This is a genomic window from Candidatus Corynebacterium faecigallinarum, assembly GCF_052264515.1.
GTDB classification, from domain to species: domain Bacteria; phylum Actinomycetota; class Actinomycetes; order Mycobacteriales; family Mycobacteriaceae; genus Corynebacterium; species Corynebacterium faecigallinarum.
The window spans coordinates 238712-258707 of record NZ_JBQQOC010000001.1; the positions used below are offsets into that span (position 1 = coordinate 238712).

Here is a 19996-nt window from a genome sequence, read left to right on the forward strand (position 1 = left end):
GTTGGACACTCATCGCTGATGCTGCTTCATCGTGCGCTCATCAGTAATCGGTTTCCTTTTCCTTCTCGGCCACCGGGCTGGTGGTCAATGTGGGTGTCCGCCTCAACGGCCCCGTTCCCGGTGTGTCACCGGCACCATGGCCGGTGATGTACTCCAGGACATCGGAGGTGTCCGTCTCGGCGGGCACGTTCAGCGCCCGGGCGAATGCCCTGCGCTGGACGGCGGTCTCGTACGCATTCCGGGTCGCGGTGATCCATGCACCACGGCCCGGGAGACGACGACGGGGGTCAGGGACGACACGTGTCGACCCCTCACCGCTCCCGGACTCCCCTACCGTGACGTGGCCGTCACGCTGCACGACACAGCGCAACAACTGCGAATCAGGAAGGACGTTCCGGGTGGCGATGCAGGTCCGCTGCGGACCTGCTGCCGCGGAGGGTGTGGACGGGCGTGTGGACATGCCAGACCTCCTTCTCCTCTACGTCAGACCGAGTTACATCCTAACGCTTTAGACCCCTCATGGGCCAACCACACACCGTGGGGCGGGGCGGGAGGGTCACCAGAGGGTGCCGTCAGGGGGCGTCATCAGTGGGAGTCGTCGATGCCGGACGCGGCGTCGAGATCGACGTCGTCCGGGAGATCGGTGGGCTCGGCCACGAACTCCTCGTCGGTGCCCGGGTCGGACTCCGGACGGATGTCGATCTTCCAGCCGGTCAGTCGGGCGGCCAGACGGGCGTTCTGCCCCTCACGGCCGATTGCCAGCGACAGCTGGTGGTCCGGGACGATCGCGCGGGCGATCTGCATGTCATGGTCGGTGACGTCGACCCGCACGACCTTCGACGGTGCCAGCGAGTTGCCGACGAAAACGTCCGGCTGCTCGGAGTAGTCGATGATGTCGATCTTCTCACCGCCGAGGGCCTCCATGATCGCCGAGACACGCTGTCCACGCGGACCGATGCAGGCACCCTTGGCGTTGAGTCCCTTGACGGTGGAGCGCACCGCCACCTTCGAGCGGTGTCCGGCCTCACGGGCGATGCCGGTGATCTCGACGGACTCGTCGGCGACCTCCGGGACCTCCAGGGCGAACAGACCCCGGACCAGTTCCGGGTGGGTGCGGGACAGCAGGATCTGCGGGCCACGCTGCCCCTTGCTCACGGCGGTGACGTAGCACTTCACGCGGTCGCCGTGCTCGAGCTTCTCGCCGGGCATGTGCTCGGCGGCGAGGATCAGACCGTCCTGCCCATCGGCCTCGGTACCCAGGTGCACCACGGTGATGCCGCGCTCGTTGGCGCGGGCGTCCCGGTTGACGATACCGGAGACCACGGTGCCCTCCAGCCCGACGTACTTGTCGAAGGTGCTCTCGGCCCGGGCGATGTTGATCTGGGCGCGGATGGCGTCGCGGACGGCGAGGGCGGCGGTGCGTCCGAAATCCTCGGGGGTGTCATCGAACTCGCCGGTGATCCGGCCCTCGTCGTCGAGTTCCTTGCGCAGTACCTGGACCGTCCCGTCGGTGCGGTCGATCACCACCCGTGCCGGGCCCTCCACCTTGGTCTGTTCCCGGTAGGAACCCAGCAGGGCATCGGAGATCGCGTACAGCAGTGAGCTGGAACGCACTCCCTCCATCTGCTCCAGGGCGGTGAGGGCACTCAGGTCAATTTTCACTTGTCGTCCTTCTGCGCTGCCGGTTGTTCGTGCGGTCAGCGAGTCTTGTCGTGGTACTGCTCGGGGTTCAGGCCCACCAGCGCGCGCTGCTCCGCCGGGGCCTCAGAGAACTCAACTTCTACCAAAGCACCAGCCACCGACGCCAATCCGTGCGGCTCGACGGTCGGGGCGTCCTTCTTCTTCTCACCGGGGCGGATCATCCACACGGTGGGCTCAGCGGACCCGGCGGGCCCGGCGGGCTGCTCGTCCACCGCGGCGATACGCAGAGTGTCCTTGCTCCCGCCGTTGCCGCTGACCGCGAAGGTCACCAGACGGCCGATGTTCCGTCGGAAATGACGGGGCTGGGTCAGCGGGGTGTCCACCCCGGGGGTGGTCACCTCGAAGGTGTAGCCGGGGCCGAAGTTCAGCGTCCCGGAGGTCTCGCGGGCATCGAACTCCTCCGATACCGCCTGGCTGAGCTCCTCCAGTTTGTCGAGGTCAGGACGCTCGTCAGCGTCGACGGCGACCCTCACCGACGACTTCGCCCCCGCCTTGGTCACGGTCACGGTCTCCAGCTCCAGGCCGAGTGCGGACGCCAGTGGCGAGACGACATCGGCGAGTGCCTTTTCATCTGGGAAAGCCATGCCCTGAACACTAGCACCGGTGCCGGATGGCACTATGGACTCCGTGCACGAGTCATCCCTCCCCCGCCGGTCGGTGTCGACCATGAGCCGCACCCGCACCGCGTCCGCCCTGTTGCTCTCCCTGGCCACCCTGACCACCGGCGCGCTCACCGCCTGCTCCACCGAGCCGCCCGAGCGTGACGCCATGCTCGACGACCTGCAGCGACAGCTCACCGACGTCAACACCCGCCTGGTGGTCGAGGGCGACGCTCAGACCCCGGTCTTCGAGGAGCAGGCCGGCCTGGTGGAGGACGAGATCCTGCGACTGTGCGGCACCGAGGACGGTGAGGTCCCGGAGACCTGCACCACCCACACCGACGTCGGTGTCGAGGACGATCCGACGATCGCCGACATCCGCTCGGCGATGATGGCTCTGATCGGCGGTGAGGACGTCACGATCGACGACCAGGAGTACACCGCCACCGACTACCCCGGCGCCCCGGGGGAGGACGACGCCCGTGACCGGGCCGTCCTGCTGACCGGCCTGCACGCCGCACTGGCGACGTTCAGTACCCGGGAGTCCGGCGGCGAGGCGATCGACCAGGAACTGCTCGACGAGGGCTTCAGCGACAGCGAGGAGACCGCCGAGGCACTGTCGGACGCCGCCGAACTGATCCACCAGGCGGTGTACCTCAGCGGGGCGGTACTGCCGGCATCCGGCGAGAACCGGGGAACCGTGGTGGTCGTGGGTACCCGGATGCGCTCGCTTCGCGATGCGATCGAGCCGGTCGCCGGTGTCACGGCAGAGTCCGGCTACACCACCGACGTCGACATCACCGACCGGACGGCGGGAACCCGGGGGCTGCTCGACGCGGTGCACGGAGTGACCGTGGAACTGCGCCGTGCGGTTGATTCGGTCGCTGCGGAGGACCGTGCGGTCACCGCGATGTGGTGTGCGCTGGCCGCCCGCTCGGAGGCTGCGCTGGAGGACCTGCTTGGCGAGGACCCTAGCGCAGTCAGCATCCGCGGCGAGTAGCGGCGGCGCGTCGTTCGCACGCTGCTCCAGTATTCTCGGCGACCATGAACAGTGCAGTCACCGCGGACTCGCTCTACAGCGTGTCCTGGCGTCCGGCGTTTGGTGCCGCCGACGGAGCACCCATCGGCCACGTCCTGATCCGCCGGCTCGACGACGGCTCCGGCGGCCCCGGCGGCCCCGGTGGCCCCGGTGGTCCCGGTGGTCCCGGTGAGGACACCGCACCGGTCGCCGAGCTCCCCGCCATCGACCCGGACGGGGCCGGCGCGCTGTTGGAGCGGGTGGAGACCTCGCTGAAGGGGTCCGCCCGCGAGTTCGAGGACAGGTGGGGCATCGGCGAAGCCCTGCGCGCCGATCCGGGTCCGGAGCTGGGCTGGGTGCCGGAGAAACACCACCGTCCGGATCGGTGGTCGGCCCGGGGTACGGCAACTGGGCGTCCTTCGACCCGCCGGCCGGGTTCGAGTTCGACCGGGCGGATCGGGTGAGCCCGGTTCTGCGTCTTGCGTCGGGGCCGGAGTCGTCGGAGCTGCGTGAGTTCACCTTCGTCGCGGCGACGGCCTGCCACCGGTGGCGGGACGGGGCGGCGGACGCCGTCCTGATGTTCGTTGAGCCGGAGAGCCACACGGTGCTCTACACCTACGACTGGGGATGACCTGAAAGTTCACCGCTCCCACAAGGTCCGCTACTCACCGTCGGCCAGCGCATCGGCCGCCGTCTCGAATTCCTCCGGCCCGGCCGGCCCATCCAGCGGGCCGTCGTCCCAGGCCCGCCACGCCAGCCAGGTCCGCAGGTCGGCGTAGTGGTGGTGCTCGTTCTCGAACACCCAGACCTCGGGCTCCGCGGTGTCGGCGGTATCGCCGCTCCCGCCGCTCGCATCGTCCCCGCTGCTCCCCCCGCTCCTCCCGTTCGCGGCGATGAGCGTCCCCACCCGGGAATGCTCCGGGGCATCGAAGACAAGGTAGGCGCGACTGTGCGGCGACGAGGTCACCGAATCGACCATGAGCAGCGCGCACCGGGACGGATCAAGACCCTGGCCCCGGGCGTCCACCAACACTCCCGGCGACGTGAACTCGCTACGCAGCACGCCGGGTAGATCCACCTGCGGATCAGTGAGCAGGTCAAGGAAGTCCACTGGATCCTGGACCTCCAGCAGCGTCACGCTGCCGGACGACCACCGGGCGTAGCCGTAGAACTCCCTGAGCTGCGGGCTGAGCGGCAATCGGGTCTTTCCGTCGAGCGCGGTGAGGAACTCCGGCGTCTCACCTGTTGGGCCGACCTGCAGTTGTCCGGGCTCCTGCTCGTACTGCTGCTGCGCTGGTGAGGTGCGGACACGGTCCAGCTGCTCGGTCATCGACACCGCGAGCGCCCCGGTGACGGCGATCCAGCCGTCGTCGTAGCCGACCGTCACATCCGGTGTCGTATCGTCCATGGAGACATCATAAGTTCATCGCGATGAACGACCCGTTTCTTGACCGAGCCGGAGAGGACGACCCCCGTGATCTTCTTCCGGCGCCCCACCCCACCCGCCGATGACCTGGGTCGCGCCGCCGAGGTCGGCCCGGAGCTACGTCGGCGTGTCCGGACGGTCGCAGTCAGTGCCGTGGTGGTCGCCGGTGTCCTCCTGGTCGCCGCCGTCCTCGCCGTGATCGCCGCGCCGGACGGTGCGACGGTCCAGTCCACCGGACCACGCGGACGCGCGGCACCCAATGACGCCTCCCCCGTCTCCCAGCTGTTCATCCCGTTCTTGCTGCCTGCGATCTTCGGTGGCCTGCTGCTGGCCCGGCTGCGGGAGCTCCTGCACTTCGGGGCGAAGATCACCCGAAACACCCTGGTGTTCCTGGTTCTGTTGTGTGCGCTGGTCACGGTGATGGAGGGGTTCCTCATAGCCGAGGCCTTCGGGTACCAGCCGTTCTGGCGCCCGTGAGGGATGACGCACCCGGAAACCCCGAAGGGCCTGCCGGGAGTTCCGGCAGGCCCTTCGGTCTTTCTTCTTTTTCTTGTCGGGGATCGTGCGTGCCCGGGATTTCAGCTTCAGGTGCTCCTGCAGCTCCTCCGGGCCCATCTTCGGGTTCCCCGCGACGAGCCGGGTCTCCCCGGGCCTCGCCTTGATAGCCTTACCGGCCTTCTTGGGCGCCAAGTGTCTCACCTCCTTGACGGATGCGTCAGCGGTCTCATGGTCGCCCGTGACACTAACAGGTCCCCCGACTTCCCTGAGGTGTCTCTTCCCGCCCAGTCCCTCGCCCGGACATGTCGGCAAGGTGGGATCAATCGATGGGAATCAGCCCGAAAACCATCGATTGATCCCACCTTTCTGACACCAAGGCCAGAGTGGGAGCGCGAGGAGGAGCGTGCGCCTACTTCCCGGCGAGCTCGCGGATCGTGGCGACCGCGTCGTCGTAGGCCACCTCGGTGACCTCACCGGTCAGCCGGTTGCGCAGCTCCACGGTGCCGTCAGCGAAACCACGGCCGACGATGACCACATACGGCATGCCCAGCAGCTCGGCGTCCTTGAACTTCACGCCGGGGCCGACCTTCGGGCGGTCGTCGAAGAGGACTTCAAGCCCGGTGTCCGACAGGGCGTTGGCCAGCGATTCGGCAGCCTCACCGGCGGCGGCGTCCTTGTTGGCGATGACCACGTGCACGGCGTAGGGGGCGACCTCCACCGGCCAGCGCAGGCCCTTCTCGTCGTGCATCTGCTCGGCGAGCACGGCGATCAGGCGGGAGACGCCCAGGCCGTAGGAACCCATCGTCGGCACGGACCGCTTACCGTTGACGTCCAGGATCTGCACGTGGAAGGCCTCGGTGTACTTGCGGCCCAGCTGGAAGATGTGGCCGATCTCGATGCCGCGCTCCAGGGTCAGCGTGCCCTTGTTGTCCGGCGCCGGGTCGCCTTCACGGATGGTGGCGACCTCGATGTAGTCATCGGGTGTGAAGTCGCGTCCGGCGACCATGTTGACCACGTGCTGGCGCGGGGCGTCCGCACCGGTGATCCACGAGGTACCCGGCACGATGCGCGGGTCGGCGAGCACCGTGACACCGTTGTCCGCCAGTGACTTCGGGCCGACGTACCCCTTGACCAGGAACGGGTTACCCGCGAAGTCAGCCTCGGTGGCGAGCTCGACCTCGGCCGGCTCCAGGGAGGCCTCCAGTCGCTTCATGTCGGCCTCGCGGTCACCGGGCAGCAGCACGCCGGTGAGCTCGGGCTTGCCACCGGGCTGGGTGACCTTCACGACCAGGCACTTGAGGGTGTCGGTGAGTTCGACCTCGCGTCCGTCGACGGTGATGCCCTTGTCGCGGGCCCAGGTGACCAGGGTGTCCATGGTCGGGGCTTCCGGGGTGTCGTGGACCACGGCGGCGGGCTGGCCGTCGATGGGGCGCGCGTCAGGCGCGGGGGTGATCACGGCCTCGACGTTGGCGGCGTAGTCACCGTCGGTGGCGCGCACGAAGGTGTCCTCACCGTTGGGCGAGACGGCGAGGAACTCCTCGGAGGCCGAGCCGCCCATGGCACCGGAGGTCGCGGCACAGATGGCGTACTCCACACCGAGCCGGTCGAAGACGGCCTGGTAGGCCTTGCGGTGCGCCTGGTAGGCCTCCTCGAGACCCTCGTCGTCCATGGTGAAGGAGTAGGAGTCCTTCATGATGAACTCGCGGCCGCGCAGGATGCCGGCACGCGGGCGCTCCTCGTCGCGGTACTTCGTCTGGATTTGGTACAGGGTGACCGGGAAGTCCTTGTAGGAGGAGTACTCCGACTTCACCATGGTGGTGAACAGCTCTTCGTGGGTGGGGCCGAGCAGGTAGTCCTGGCCCTTGCGGTCCTTGAGGCGGAAGAGGGAGGAGCCGAATTCCTCCCAGCGTCCCGAGGCGTCGTAGGCCTCACGCGGCAGCAGGGCGGGCAGGCGGATCTCCTGGCCACCGATGGCGTCCATTTCTTCCCGGACGACCTTCTCCACGTTCTTCAGGGCGCGCAGCCCCAGCGGCAGCCAGGAGTACACGCCGGGGGCGGCACGGCGGATGTAACCGGCCCGGACGAGGAGCTTATGGCTCGGGACCTCCGCGTCGGCGGGGTCATCGCGCAGCGTGCGGAGGAAGATAGAGGACATCCGGGTGATCATGACCGGTACTCTAGTTCATTCCATGCACACGTATCACTAGGGTGTAGCTATGTTTATTCTTCTCCCCCCGTCCGAGACCAAGGCCCCCGGCGGCGATGGCCCGACGTTGGCTTTGGATGCCTTGTCATTCCCCTCGCTCACCCCCGTTCGCGAGCAGGTCATCGCCGATCTGGAGGCGCTGGACGTCGATGCGGCACTGGGGATTCTGGGGATCTCGGAGAAGCTGCGTTCCGAGGCGGAGGCGAACACCCATCTGCAGGACGCTCCGACGATGCCGGCGCTCTTCCGCTACACCGGTGTGCTCTACGATGCGTTGGACGCCGCGACGTTGCAGGACGCCGACCCGGACGCGTGGTCGCGGTTGGGCGTCGGCTCGGCGTTGTTCGGTGTGCTGCGGGCCACTGATGCGATCCCGCACTACCGGTTTTCCTCGGGGACGAAGCTGCCGGAGCGTCTGGCTGGCGGGTCGGACAGTGCGGCTGGTGGCGTTGCTGTGATTACCGCAGCACCCACGATGAAGAAGCGGTGGGGACGCCTGATCACCGATGCTCTGGCGGAGACGGCCGACGGACGCGGCGACGGGGTGATCGTGGACCTGCGTTCCGGCGGTTACCAGGGGCTGGGCAAGCTGCCCGCATGGAATGCGACGACCGGCATCGGGGCGGTGACGGTGCGGGTGGAGTCGGTGCAGCCGGATGGTTCGCGCAAGGTCGTCAGCCACTTCAACAAGCACTACAAGGGGGTCCTCGCCCGTGTGCTGGCGACGGCGGGTTCTGCTGCCGATGCTGCCCGGGGTGCCGCGGACATCGCCGCGATCGCCCGCGATGCCGGGCTGACCATGGAGATCAACGAGCCGACGGTGACGGCCAACGGAAAGACAACCCCGCCGAAGGACACACTGACCCTGGTGGTGTGATGAAGCGTTTGTTCGTGGTCACGCACCCGGAAGCCACCCACCACGTCGACGGACTGGTGGGCGGCTGGTTCGACTTTGCGCTGACCGAGCGGGGCCTGCGGGATGCCGGGCGGATCGCTGAGACGCTGCGGTCGGACTTCGGCCTGGGATCTGCCGATAGCGCCGATGCTGGGAGCAGTCCCAGCGACAGGGGCGGTGCCGATGGCAGCGGCGGTACCGGGGGCACCTCCGGGACTATCGCCGAGGCCGGGCTCCGCATCGTCTCCTCCGACCTCCTACGCACCCGGCAGACGGCGGAGATGATCGCCGAGGCTCTGGGCGTCCCGGTCGAGCTGGACGCTGGGCTACGGGAGAAGTCCTATGGTGCGGCGGAGAGGCGCCTGCAGTCCTGGCTCGACGAACGGTTCATCACTCCCCCGGCTGTCGGCGAGCGCATGGACCACGACGAGGGGATCGAGGGAGCGGAGACGAAGCTGGAGTGGTTCACCAGGGTCTATGCCTCGATGGAGCGACTGGTGAACGGCACGGCTGACGACACCGACGACGCCGCGGGCCAGGCCACGCCGGGCGGCGTGGATGACCTCGTGATCGTCACCCACGGAGGGACAGCGACGCCGGTCATCGCATCCTGGATGCGAATTCCCCTGTCCGCATGCGCTTACGCCGCCTTCCGGGTCAGATCCGGAAGCATCTCGCTCCTCACCGAGGACGACCGCTTCCACAACCGGAGCCTTACCGTCCTGGGCCACCTACCCGACTCGCAGCGCCGACGCCGCTAGTTTCTCGGTTTCTCGGACGGGCATACCCGGTCGGTCCAGCCGTTGGTGCTAGCGAAGCGCCGCGGCCTCGCCGATCACGATAATCGCCGGGGACCCCAGGCCCTCGCGCTCGATCGTCTCCCCCAGCGTGGCCAGGGTCGCCCCGGTGACGCGCTGCTTGTCGGTGGAGGCGTTCTCGATTACCACGGCCGGGGTCTCGGTGTCCTGCCCCTTGGCCACCAACTCGTCGGCGATCGCACCAGCGTTGCGCATCGCCATGATCAGCACCAGGGTGCCGGCCATCTGCGCGGCAGCATCCCAGTTCACCAGGGACTTCTCGTGGCCGGGCGGGAGATGGCCGGAGACCACGGTGACATCATGGTTGACCCCGCGGTGGGTCAGCGACACCCCGGCGGCGGCCGGGGCCGCAGTCACCGAGGTCACCCCGGGGAGCACCTTGACGGGGATACCGGCCTCGGCGCAGGCGGTGACCTCCTCGTGGCCGCGTCCGAAGATGAACGGGTCGCCGCCCTTAAGCCGCACCACGTTGAGCCCGGCCCTGGCCTTCTCGAGCATGATCTCGTTGATCCGCTCCTGGGAGACCTGGCGGGAGTACGGGATCTTGGCGACGTCGATGACCTCCGCGCCGCGCTCGGCAGCCTCCTCGGCCAGTGTGATCGCACCCAGGTGATCGGCAAGAATGACATCCGCTGCCTCAATGGCGCGCACACCGGCGACAGTCACCAGGTCGGCGTCACCGGGGCCACCACCGACCAGGGTGACGCTGCCGGTTGCAGGCTGCTCAGCATCAGCAGCGCGGGACGCCCTCCCCCGCCGGTCGTCGACGGGGATGCCGTTGCGGTGCGCCCAGGCGATGGCGTCCTCCGCAACCTGGTCCGCACTGCCGGCGGGGACGCGCACCATGCCGATGCGTGTGGCGATGTCGCCCCACGCCACTGGGATCGCGCCCTGGTCGCGCAGCAGCTCAGCCGTCACGTCGGCCTCCGGGCCATCGACCACCAACACCGGAACACCGGTCAGCACAAGACTCATGGTGACCAAGTCTAGCGCGTGCCTGCGCACCGAACTGCAGAGACTGCCCCACCCAGGCACCGACACAACCGTGCCCAGGAAACGACGACACCCGGCCGCGGCACCACCTCCCCAGTGAGGGGAAGAACAGTGCAGCGGCCGGGCGGAGGCGTCCGGCAGGCGGGACAACCGGGGCGGTCCCGCCAGGGCCTTTGCGGCCCAGAGACTCAAGGGCTCAGCAGCCCAGAGGCTCAGAGGCTTGAGTGGCTTAGCGGATTGAGCGACTAGGCTCGAGCGACTAGGCCAGCTTCAGGGCGGTCTGGCTCTCGTCCCACAGCTTGTTGAACAGGGACTCGTCCTTCCACAGCTTCTGGCCGTAGGAGGGGATCATCTCCTTGATCTTCGGAGCCCAGTCGTGCATCCGGTCACCGAAGCAACGCTCCAGCACCTCGATCATCGCCTGCGGGGCGATGGAGGCGCCCGGGGACGCACCCATCAGGCCGGCGATGGAGCCGTCGTTGGAGTTGACCATGGTGGTACCGAACTCCAGCGAACCGAACTTCGGGGCACCGATCGGCTTGATGACCTGGACGCGCTGACCGGCGGTGACCAGCTCCCAGTCCTCGGCCTTGGCGTTCGGGATGTACTCACGCAGCGACTCGACGCGGGCAGCCTGGTCCTTGAGGACCTCCTCGACCAGGTACTTGGTCAGGCCCAGCTCCTGCACGGCGACACCCAGGTAGGACGGGATGTTGCCCGGACGCATCGACTTGAACAGGTCCAGCCAGGAGCCCTGCTTCAGGAACTTCGGGGTCCAGCCGGCGTACGGGCCGAACAGCAGACCCTTCTTGCCGTCGATGATGCGGGTGTCCAGGTGCGGGACGGACATCGGCGGGGCGCCGACGGCGGCCTTGCCGTAGACCTTGGCGGAGTGCTGCTCGATGAGCTCCTCGTTGGTGCAGCGCAGCCACTCGCCGGAGACCGGGAAACCGGCGTAGCCCTTGATCTCCGGGATGCCGGCCTTCTGCAGCAGCGGCAGGGCCATTCCACCGGCGCCGACGAAGACGAACTTCGCGGTGACGGTGGAGATGTCGCCGTTGTGGAGGTTCTTGGTGGTGACCTTCCAGCCGGTGCCCTCGCGCTTGATGTCGGTGACCTGGTTGCCGTAGCGGACCTCGACGCCCTCGGAGGTGACCGCGTCCAGGTACTGGCGGGTCAGCGCACCGTAGTTGATGTCGGTGCCCTCGTTGATCCAGGAGATGGCGACCGGCTCGTAGGGGTCACGCCCCTCGCCCATCAGCGGCAGCTTGTCGCTGAACTCGCGGAAGGAGTCGGTGTAGTGCATGTCCTGGAACAGCGGGTGGTCCTTCAGGGCCTCGTAGCGGGCCTTGATGTAGTCGACCTGCTGGGTGCCGTGGCCGAAGGACATGTGCGGGGTGGGGTTGATCCACTCGCTGGGCTCACCGAGCACGCCCTCGTTGACCAGGTGGGTCCAGAACTGGCGGGAGACCTGGAACTTCTCGTTGATGCCGACGGCCTTGGCAATGTCGATCTTGCCCTTGACCTCGGGGGTGTAGTTCAGCTCGCACAGGGCAGAGTGGCCGGTGCCGGCGTTGTTCCACGGCGAGGAGGACTCTGCACCGGGGGTGTCGAGGCGCTCGATGATGACCTGGGTCCAATCCGGCTGCAGCTGGCGCAACATCACGGACAGGGTGGTGGAGATGACACCGGCGCCGATGAGGGCGACGTCGACGTGATCATTCTGGGAAGGTGACACGTTAAGCTCATTCCTTTGAATCGCTGCTGTTGCGCCGAGCACGTTGTCTGAAGGACTCCCGTCGGGACTCCGGCGACCATTGGTCGGCATCCACAATGGAGCCAATCCTACTTGTCGGGGGTCTCTCCACAAACAACCAACCCCCGGTGGAGGGCGTTGGTGGGACGCTAGGATGACCATCGTGAGCACTCCGACTTCCCGCCGCCCCCGGGCGATGAGCCACCAGACCCTCGCCACCGTCCTTTCCCAACCCCTGGGAACCAGTGTCCATGAGCTGGACTTTGAGCCGGATCTCCTCGGGGAAGGTTACACCCGCCACACCATCGAGATCGGTTCAGATCCCGACGGCGAGCGCGGCCCGGTGGTCACCACCCTGGTGCGCTACCGTCCCGGTGCGTCCGATGACCCCACGCGGGGGGAGGACACGGCCGGGGACGCCGAGGCGGGCGCAGCCGCCGATGCAGCCGCCGATGCAGCGGACGACGCTGAGTGGTCGCAGCGTCCGGCCCTGCTCTTCGTGCACGGCATGACCGACTTCTTCTTCCAGACCCACGTCGCCGAGCACTTCCACGCCCGCGGCTTCGCCGTCTACGCCATCGACCTGCGCAAGTGCGGACGCAGCCACCGCGACGGCCAGACCTGGCACCACGTCACCTCGCAGAGCATCTACGATGAGGACCTCTCCATCGCCGTCTCCCTGCTCGGTGCCGGCCACGACGGTGTCATCCCTGTCGGCCACTCCACCGGCGGGTTGGACGTCACGATGTTCCTCTCCCGGCTGCACGACGCCTCCCGGCGCGGTGACACCGCCCGGGCCGCCCTGCACGGCGCGGTGCGCGCGGCGGTGCTGAACAGTCCGTGGTTGGGTCTGCAGTTCGACAAGCCGACGAACTTCATCATCCGGAACGTCTTCCCGCATGTGGCGAAAGTGACGCCGGCCTGGCACGTGCCCGGCGGCATCAACCCGACCTACGGGCGCACCCTGCACGTCTCGGAGAACGGCGAGTGGGACTACGACCGCTACTACAAGCCGTTGCTGCCGCGCCCGAAGCAGGTCAGCTGGCTGGTGGGGGTGAACCGGGAGATCGAGAAGCTCCACTCCGGCAGGTGGTCCACCGGGGTGCCGACGTTGCTGTTGCGCTCCGACGGATCCAGTTCCGGACGCAGCGAGACCGATGCCTCCGGTAAGGAGGTTCCGGTGGAGCGGGCGTTCGTCACCGACACGATCCTGAGCGTGCGGCAGATGCAGGAGGCCGCCCACAAGGTCGACCCGGACTGCGAGGTGCGGGTGGTGCCCGGCGCGATGCACGACGTCTTCCTGTCGAGGCCGGAGGTCCGGGCGGACGCCCTGGCCGCCACCGACGAGTGGCTGGCCGGGGTGCTCGGTCAGGCGTAGCTCCTCTCCCCTCCCCGCGGGTGTCAGATTCGTGGGATGGATCGATGGCTTTCCGGCCGGATCACGCCGATTGATCCCACGTTTCTGACATGGCCCCGGCACGCGTGATGGCGTTCCGGATCTGCCGGAGCATCTTCTCCGGATTGGCCATCAGCTTCTTGTCGACCCGGATGACCGTCCACCGCCCGTCGTGCAGGTCCTGGATCTGCTCGAAATCCTTCTCGGCCTGATCCGCGTTCATGTGGTGGGCACCGTCGTAGTACAGGCCGATCTTCAGCGTGGGACAGGCGATGTCGAAGAACGTCCGGCGGACCTGCCCGGTCGACTCGCCCGGGGCAAGCTCGACCTCGACCTGGGTCTGCCACTGGTGTCCCTTCGGCAGTAGGTCGCGGATGAACAGCCGCAGTTCGGTCTCCCTGGGTGACTCTGCTCCGACGGACGCGAAACGCAGGAGTCGGTTCAGGGTACGGTGTCTCACCATTCCTCGAGCCGCGCGGAGAATCTCCGCCCGTGTCACGGTGGAGCACATGATGAAGGCGTCGACCAGCTGGATGGCCCGTACCTCCTGCCGGGTCAGGCCCGGGATGTCAGACACATACCAGGTGTGCTTGCCCGACAGGACCGACCGCAGGCACTGCACCAGGGCGAATGGCGCGCTGACCACGCGGTGATGCGGAAACTCGGGATCGGGGCAGACAGTGTCCCGTTCGATGTCGAAATGCTTCGGGAACTCGCGCACCGCCGCCCGCAGCGGATGTTTCGCCGCCACCTTGCTGTCGTCCGAATCGCGCTTGGCCACCTGGTAGCTCAGCAGGAGCACCGGCGCGGAGTCCGCCCAGTACTTCAGCCCGTGGAATGCGGCAGCTCCCCACCCGCCGAGGACACAGGTCTCGTGGTGCTTGATCAGCTGGGCCCGGGCACGGGTGATGATGCAGTGGCAGTACGCCCCGGTGTCGATCTCCGACCTCGGACCCGTGCGCCCTCCACGGCCACCGCTACTGTCGGTACCTCCGCCATGTCCGGTACCTTCACGGCTACCAGCACGTCCGGCACTTCCGTCGCTCCCGGTACCTCCGTCTCCAACGCGCTTGAGCACCACCCCACTGGCAAGGGTGTCGTATCCCCGGTCGATGGCCCACCGGCTCACCCCGGAGGATTCGAGCCATTCCCGCCGCTCCGGAAGATGCGTCGGCAGGATACGCGGGATGTACCAGGGTCCTCTGCCAGGCGTGTACCGGCCTTCGGACAGGGCTCGGGCGATGTCCGGCGGCAGCTTCCACGCCGGGTTCGCCGGTGCGCTCTGCCGGGCAACGGTCTGGCGTGCGCCGGTCTGGCGCTTCGCACTTTGTCGTGTCAAGACTTAGGTCCCCTCCCTGCACCACGACCCCCTCGCAGTGCTGCAGTCATCACACCACACCATCGACCCTTCAGTTGTTCATTTTGAAAAACTTGTCAGATTCGTGGGATGAATCGTCGTGATCCGGCAGAAAAACCAACGATTGATCCCACGATTCTTACATCGGGGCCGGAGCCGCCTCTCGACAGTGGGCGCCCACCACGGAACAGGCGGCATCGGGGCCGGATCCCGACATCGAGACCGGCTTCCGACACCGGGCAGGGGTGCTCACCACCGCGTAGGCAGCAAGCGGGCCGGTGCCCTACGTACCATCGGGACCATGAGCAGCGATACGAACCAGTCCAGCACCGCCGAGCACTACGACCTGATCGTCATCGGCACCGGCTCCGGCAACTCCATCCCCGAGGAACTCAACGACCGCAAGATCGCCATCGTCGAGAAGGGCATCTTCGGCGGCACCTGCATCAACGTCGGCTGCATCCCGACGAAGATGTACGTCTACACCGCCGATGTCGTCCGCGAGCTCCGGAACGTCGGCACCTACGGCATCTACCCCATCGGTGGGGCGGCCGCCGCGCAGATCCCCGTCGCCGGCTGGCGAGTGGACTGGAAGGCGTTGCAGGAGCGGGTCTTCGGCAAGCGCATCGACCCGATCTCGAAGGGTGGCGAGGAGTACCGCCGCGGCGACGAGACCCCGAACATCACCCTCTACAGCGACATCGCCCGATTCACCGGCGAGCGCACCCTGCAGATCGGCGACGGCAAGACCGGGGTGGCCACCACCATCACCGGCGACCAGATCATCCTGGCGACCGGGTCGCGTACCTGGGTACCGCCGGTGATCGCCGAGTCGGGCGTGCCCTACCGCACCAACGACGACATCATGCGGATGGAGGAGCTGCCCCGCACCCTGGTGATCCTGGGTGGCGGAATCGTCGCCACCGAGTTCGCGCACATCTTCTCCGCCCTGGGCGTGGAGGTGTTCGTGGTGAACCGCTCGGAGCATCTGCTGCGTCGTTTCGATGAGACGGTGTCGACCCGCTTCACCGATCTCTCCAACAACCAGTGGACGAACCTGCTGGGCCACACGGTCACCGCGGCGCGCGCCGAGGGCGGGCTGACCACCATCACCCTGGATGACGGTCGGGAGATCGACTGTGACGAGCTGCTGCTGGCACAGGGCCGCGTCCCGAACGGCGATCTGCTCAACGCCGAGGACGGCGGGGTGGAGCTCGCCGAGGACGGCCGCATCATCACCGATGAGTTCGGACGCACCACCGCCCCGGGCGTGTGGGCGTTGGGCGATGCGTCCAACACCTTCCAGCTCAAGCACGTGGCGAACCAGGAGGCGCGCGCGGTGTTCCACAACGTCGCCGCCGCGAAGTCCGCCGGGGACGCGAACCTGATGCCGTTCAAGCACGACAATGTGCCGGGCGGGGTGTTCAGCCACCCGCAGATCGGGACCGTCGGCATGACCGAGGAGCAGGCGCGCGAGTGGGCGGAGGCCAACGGTAGGACGCTGACCGTGAAGGTGCAGGAGTATTCGGACGTCGCCTACGGCTGGGCGATGGAGGACACCACCGGGTTCTGCAAGCTCATCGCCGACGCCGACTCCCGGCGTCTGCTGGGCGCGCACATCATGGGCCCACAGGCCGCCACCCTGATACAGATCCTGGTCACCGCCCTCGAATTCGACCTTGACCTGGTGGATTTCGCCACCAAGCAGTACTGGCCGCACCCGGCGCTGGGCGAGGTTGTGGAGAACGCCATGCTGGGCCTGGAATTCCGATAGGTTGGAACCCGGACAGGGTTTCCAACACAAAAGGAGCTGGATGCAATGCGGTGCGTGGTGACGGGAGCGGCCTCGGGGATCGGACGGGAGGTCGCACTGCTGCTGGCCCATGAGGGCCACGAGGTGCTGATCACCGACCGCGACGAGGTGGGCCTGACGCAGACCTGCAATGATCTCGACGCGATGCGTCCAGGCAGTCTGCTGGACTCCCAGGTACTGGACGTCACCGAGGTCGGCGAGGTGAAGGCCTGGGCCGACCGGCTGCTCGTGGAGCACGGCACGCCGGACGAGGTGTACCACGTCGCCGGCATCGCCATCTGGGGTGATCCGCGGACGATGCCGCACGACAAGTGGGTGAAGGTCATCGAGGTGAACCTGATGGGCTCGGTGCACATTGTCGAGGCGTTCACCCCGGCACTGACTGCTGCGGGGCCGATCGCGGAGCGCGGCGAGGGGTTGTTCGGACGTAAGCCGAAGATGCGTCGGCTGTGCATGGTGTCCTCGGCGGCGGGGATCATCGGACTGCCGTGGCATGCGGCGTACTCGGCGTCGAAGGGCGGGGTGATGGGTATGTGCGAGGTGCTGCGCTTCGACCTGGCCCCGCACGGGGTGAGCGTGCACGTCGCCGCGCCGGGTGCGGTGGACACTCCCCTGGTCGGCACGATCGACATCGACGGGGTGGACCAGACCAATGATCGGGTGGCGAAGGCGAAGAAGCTCTTCCAGGGTCATGCGGACAGTCCTGCCGAGGCGGCGCACAGCATCGTCTCGGGTGTGCGCAAGGGCCGCTACCTGATCTTCTCCAGTTTCGACATCAAGTTGGGACGCTGGGCGCAGGTGAACATGCCGTGGGCGTACCGCGCGGTGATGCGTCTGCTGAACCGCGGGCTGCGCTGGGCGGCGGCGGACGCGGTGAAGCCGGCGAAGTAGGACTTCGGGACGCTTCGCGCTCCCCCGGCGTCACGCCTGCCCGACATCCACAGCGACGCCCCGCCGGGTAGCAGTCCTGCTAACCTCGGTTTCATGAGCGAAACCACCCCGCACGACTCCGCCTCTCCTGCCGACCGGCCAACCCGCGAGGTCCGCACCGTCCTCACCGGCCGGCACTTCACCGAGTGCCCGCGCTGGCACGATGACCGCTGGTACTTCGTCGACTTCTACAGCCACACGGTGCACTCCATGGCCGCCGACGGCTCCGACCTTGGCACCGAGCTGGAGGTCCCGCAGCAGCCTTCGGGCCTGGGCTGGCTGCCCGACGGCCGACTGCTGGTCGTCTCGATGAAGGACAGGCGGATCCTGCGTCGTGAGCACGACGGTACGGTCGTCGAGCACGCCGACCTCAGCGAGCTGGCCGCCGGACATGTCAACGACATGGTGGTGGACGACAAGGGCCGCGCCTACGTCGGCAACTTCGGCTTCGATCTCTTCGGCGAAGACGTTGTGGTGCCGACCGGTCTGATCCTCGTCGAGCCGGACGGTTCCTCCCGCGTCGTCGCCGAGGGCCTGTACTTCCCCAACGGCAGCGTGATCACCCCGGACAACAAGACCCTGCTCGTCAACGAGACCTTCTCCGGCCGGGTGAGTGCCTTCGACATCCACGAGGACGGCCCGCTCGGGCCGCGCCGTGACTGGGCCACCTTCGGGGAGTTCCCGGAGTCACTGCTTCTCGAGGACGTCATGTCCAACGGTGTCCCGAAGCCCGACGGCTGCGGCCTGGACGCCGACGGCAATCTCTGGGTCGCCGATGCCTGCGGTGGCCCGGTCCTGCACGTGGCGGTGGGCGGCGAGATCCTCGAGCGTCTCGATGCCGGCGCCCCGGTGTTCGCCTGTCTGCTCGGTGGGCCGGACGGCCGGGACCTGTTCCTGTCGTGTGCCCCAGACTTCGACGAGGACGCCCGGACGGCGAATGCCGAGGCGACAATCCGGTTCGTGCGCGCCGATGTCCCGCACGGCGGGCAGCCCTGATCCCGCGAGCGCGAGCACGTCAGGTTCTCATCGACTGCGCACCAGCAGTGCTGTGATGACATCGAAGGCGAGCCGGTAAACCCCGGGGGGGGGCTCTCGCTCTCCCGCGGGCCGGCGACGTTGAGAATGAGGCCATTCCCCTGCCCAGCCAGCCAGTCCAGGACCGTGGCGATCTCGTCCGTGCTGCCCTCCCCGATCAACAGGGAGGGTTTCTGATACTTCTCGGCGAGCTCCAGCGTGAGCCTGGTCCCGGGTGAGGCAGCGACGCCGTTGGTGGAGAGCGGGGCGAGGATCAGCGTGGCGTCGCTGTCGCGCACATTCCACTCGGTCCGCTGGGCGGGATCCACGGAGGGCGTCTCCATCAGCTCGGGGTATTCGCTGAGGAGCCCTGGCGGTTCCGGGTGATCCTCCGCCCATCCGCCGGCCGGGCACCATCCTTCGATGCCCACCCCCTGGGAGCGTGCGGCATCCAGTGCCCCACGGTCAGCACCGCTCTGCCCACCAGAACGGATGGCGGCGATCAGTGCTGTGTCGGTGCCGGAGAGGTGCATACCCCTGAGGTTACGTTGCCGTCCTGCTTATGGGCGCAGAGCTAGCGCCGACTATTCAGCGAAGCGCTCGGCCACAGCCGCGCACAGCTCCGGGTCAGTGATATACTCCTTCTCACAGCCGTCCTGTGCCTGGAGTTCTCCGGACGTGGGATTGGGGTTTCCGTTTTCGTCATGTCCGTAGCCGCAGATAGCTGCCGGGCAGGTCCCGCCATCTGTCATAGGAATTGTCGCTGGATCAGGCTCACCGTTTAGCCACCACATATCCTCAGGGCTCATGATCCCATTGGACGGGTTGCAGTCAGCCGGGTCCCACACGTAGGCATCCGTGCTGGGGCAGTTATAGCCCTCTCCCGGTGGTGCCCAGATCGAATTTCTTTCCGGAGCCACGACCGGTTCCTCGACCTCTGGTTCCAGTGCAGCGGGAGCCGATGGCTCCGGGGCAGCATCAGGCGTCGAAGTCGCAGAGGTTGTCGGCGCAGCCGACGTCGAAACCTGTGAGGTCGTCACCGAGGTCTCGCTGGTGACCGTCTCGTCATTGCCGTCGCTACCGCACGCAGCGAGGGCGAGGGCCAGTCCAGACAAAGCAGCCAGCGCGCAGCGGCGGTAGCCGCGCGCACGTGAGTTCTTGTTTATCATTGCTCAATCAGTCTTGATCCCCCGGACACAGCGTCGTGCCACGGGGGATTGAAAGACAGGAACCTAGCTGGAGCCCAGGCTACCCTCGACAGAGTTGGAGACCTCTTCATCGGGGGTGATGCCGAGCGAGCCCTCGATGTTGTCGACGAGGCGGCCGAACTGGCCGAAGATCTCGCGGACCGGGGTGTCCTCGATGAGGTCGAGGAAGGCGCGCCAGCCGCCCTGCACGGAGCCGGCGATGGGGTCGATGATCGAGCCGATGATTTCCATGGTGTCCTTTGCGACAGTGGTGTTTTTGACCGGGAACTCATATGAGTCTCCCCGATTATACACGCCCGAGGGTGTTAGGACGCCATCTCCAAGTCGACGTCCTCGCCGGTGTCCTTGCGGGACGCCGGCACTGTCCA

Annotated in this window: 20 protein-coding genes and 1 pseudogene; 10 read left to right on the plus strand and 11 right to left on the minus strand. The window is 67.3% G+C overall.

Annotation, left to right across the window (positions count from 1 at the left end; all coding sequences use genetic code 11):
* Positions 1-40: 40 nt before the first annotated feature.
* The 3 genes from ACTXPP_RS01080 to rimP form a co-directional block, all read right to left on the minus strand.
* Positions 41-460, minus strand: a complete 420-nt coding sequence (locus tag ACTXPP_RS01080) for a YlxR family protein (protein WP_443340461.1) — start codon at positions 458-460, stop codon at positions 41-43.
* Positions 461-585: 125 nt separating this feature from the next.
* Positions 586-1662 carry a transcription termination factor NusA gene (nusA, locus tag ACTXPP_RS01085; protein WP_443340462.1) on the minus strand — a complete coding sequence of 359 codons (1077 nt, stop codon included), beginning with the start codon at positions 1660-1662 and terminating at the stop codon, positions 586-588.
* A gap of 35 nt (positions 1663-1697) precedes the next feature.
* Complete coding sequence (gene rimP / locus ACTXPP_RS01090; protein WP_301498744.1) at positions 1698-2285, minus strand: ribosome maturation factor RimP; 588 nt, start codon at positions 2283-2285, stop codon at positions 1698-1700.
* Positions 2286-2328: 43 nt separating this feature from the next.
* Here rimP and ACTXPP_RS01095 point away from each other — a divergent pair, with 43 nt between their 5' ends.
* The 3 genes from ACTXPP_RS01095 to ACTXPP_RS01105 are packed head-to-tail and all read left to right on the plus strand — an operon-like array spanning position 2329 to position 3949.
* On the plus strand, positions 2329-3300 hold the full coding sequence (locus ACTXPP_RS01095; RefSeq protein WP_443340463.1) for a hypothetical protein: 972 nt from the start codon (positions 2329-2331) through the stop codon (positions 3298-3300).
* Positions 3301-3344: 44 nt separating this feature from the next.
* On the plus strand, positions 3345-3782 hold the full coding sequence (locus ACTXPP_RS01100; RefSeq protein WP_443340464.1) for a hypothetical protein: 438 nt from the start codon (positions 3345-3347) through the stop codon (positions 3780-3782).
* Complete coding sequence (locus tag ACTXPP_RS01105) at positions 3779-3949, plus strand: hypothetical protein (protein ID WP_301521035.1); 171 nt, start codon at positions 3779-3781, stop codon at positions 3947-3949. The genes ACTXPP_RS01100 and ACTXPP_RS01105 overlap by 4 nt, the downstream gene beginning before the upstream one ends.
* A gap of 30 nt (positions 3950-3979) precedes the next feature.
* On the opposite strand, the gene ACTXPP_RS01110 is transcribed toward ACTXPP_RS01105, so the two are convergent.
* Entirely contained in the window at positions 3980-4726 is a 747-nt protein-coding gene (locus ACTXPP_RS01110; RefSeq protein ID WP_443340465.1) for a hypothetical protein, read from the minus strand.
* A gap of 66 nt (positions 4727-4792) precedes the next feature.
* Here ACTXPP_RS01110 and ACTXPP_RS01115 point away from each other — a divergent pair, with 66 nt between their 5' ends.
* A complete protein-coding gene (locus ACTXPP_RS01115; protein ID WP_301495920.1) occupies positions 4793-5221 on the plus strand; it encodes a hypothetical protein in 429 nt (142 codons plus the stop codon).
* A 430-nt stretch (positions 5222-5651) separates the two neighbouring features.
* On the opposite strand, the gene ACTXPP_RS01120 is transcribed toward ACTXPP_RS01115, so the two are convergent.
* On the minus strand, positions 5652-7409 hold the full coding sequence (locus ACTXPP_RS01120) for a proline--tRNA ligase (RefSeq protein WP_443340466.1): 1758 nt from the start codon (positions 7407-7409) through the stop codon (positions 5652-5654).
* Between the two features lie 49 nt (positions 7410-7458).
* Here ACTXPP_RS01120 and yaaA point away from each other — a divergent pair, with 49 nt between their 5' ends.
* Both yaaA and ACTXPP_RS01130 read left to right on the plus strand, forming a co-directional pair.
* Positions 7459-8325 carry a peroxide stress protein YaaA gene (yaaA, locus tag ACTXPP_RS01125; protein WP_443340467.1) on the plus strand — a complete coding sequence of 289 codons (867 nt, stop codon included), beginning with the start codon at positions 7459-7461 and terminating at the stop codon, positions 8323-8325.
* Entirely contained in the window at positions 8325-9104 is a 780-nt protein-coding gene (locus ACTXPP_RS01130; RefSeq protein ID WP_301495918.1) for a histidine phosphatase family protein, read from the plus strand. Before yaaA ends, ACTXPP_RS01130 begins: the two co-directional genes overlap by 1 nt.
* Positions 9105-9152: 48 nt before the next feature.
* Here the strand turns inward: ACTXPP_RS01130 and cobA are convergent, their stop codons facing one another.
* Both cobA and mqo read right to left on the minus strand, forming a co-directional pair.
* Complete coding sequence (gene cobA, locus ACTXPP_RS01135) at positions 9153-10136, minus strand: uroporphyrinogen-III C-methyltransferase (RefSeq protein ID WP_443340468.1); 984 nt, start codon at positions 10134-10136, stop codon at positions 9153-9155.
* A 277-nt stretch (positions 10137-10413) separates the two neighbouring features.
* A complete protein-coding gene (mqo, locus tag ACTXPP_RS01140) occupies positions 10414-11892 on the minus strand; it encodes a malate dehydrogenase (quinone) (RefSeq protein ID WP_301520664.1) in 1479 nt (492 codons plus the stop codon).
* A gap of 172 nt (positions 11893-12064) precedes the next feature.
* Between mqo and ACTXPP_RS01145 the strand changes: the two genes are divergently transcribed.
* Entirely contained in the window at positions 12065-13288 is a 1224-nt protein-coding gene (locus ACTXPP_RS01145) for an alpha/beta hydrolase (RefSeq protein ID WP_443340470.1), read from the plus strand.
* Positions 13289-13349: 61 nt separating this feature from the next.
* On the opposite strand, the gene ACTXPP_RS01150 is transcribed toward ACTXPP_RS01145, so the two are convergent.
* Complete coding sequence (locus tag ACTXPP_RS01150; RefSeq protein ID WP_443340471.1) at positions 13350-14645, minus strand: putative endonuclease domain-containing protein; 1296 nt, start codon at positions 14643-14645, stop codon at positions 13350-13352.
* Between the two features lie 319 nt (positions 14646-14964).
* On the opposite strand from ACTXPP_RS01150, the gene mtr reads away from it, so the two are divergent.
* The 3 genes from mtr (at position 14965) to ACTXPP_RS01165 (ending at position 18402) form a co-directional block, all read left to right on the plus strand.
* Positions 14965-16437 (plus strand): mycothione reductase, encoded by a 1473-nt coding sequence (mtr, locus tag ACTXPP_RS01155; RefSeq protein ID WP_443340473.1) that lies wholly within the window; start codon positions 14965-14967, stop codon positions 16435-16437.
* Between the two features lie 45 nt (positions 16438-16482).
* Complete coding sequence (locus ACTXPP_RS01160; RefSeq protein ID WP_443340474.1) at positions 16483-17367, plus strand: SDR family oxidoreductase; 885 nt, start codon at positions 16483-16485, stop codon at positions 17365-17367.
* A gap of 93 nt (positions 17368-17460) precedes the next feature.
* Positions 17461-18402 (plus strand): SMP-30/gluconolactonase/LRE family protein, encoded by a 942-nt coding sequence (locus ACTXPP_RS01165; protein ID WP_443340475.1) that lies wholly within the window; start codon positions 17461-17463, stop codon positions 18400-18402.
* Positions 18403-18503: 101 nt separating this feature from the next.
* Here ACTXPP_RS01165 and ACTXPP_RS01170 read toward each other — a convergent pair.
* The 3 genes and pseudogenes from ACTXPP_RS01170 to ACTXPP_RS01180 form a co-directional block, all read right to left on the minus strand.
* Positions 18504-18953: pseudogene (locus ACTXPP_RS01170) on the minus strand (YpsA SLOG family protein); the annotation flags it as partial.
* A 51-nt stretch (positions 18954-19004) separates the two neighbouring features.
* On the minus strand, positions 19005-19589 hold the full coding sequence (locus ACTXPP_RS01175; RefSeq protein WP_443340476.1) for a hypothetical protein: 585 nt from the start codon (positions 19587-19589) through the stop codon (positions 19005-19007).
* 63 nt (positions 19590-19652) lie between these two features.
* A complete protein-coding gene (locus tag ACTXPP_RS01180) occupies positions 19653-19859 on the minus strand; it encodes a hypothetical protein (protein WP_301498564.1) in 207 nt (68 codons plus the stop codon).
* Positions 19860-19996: the final 137 nt, after the last annotated feature.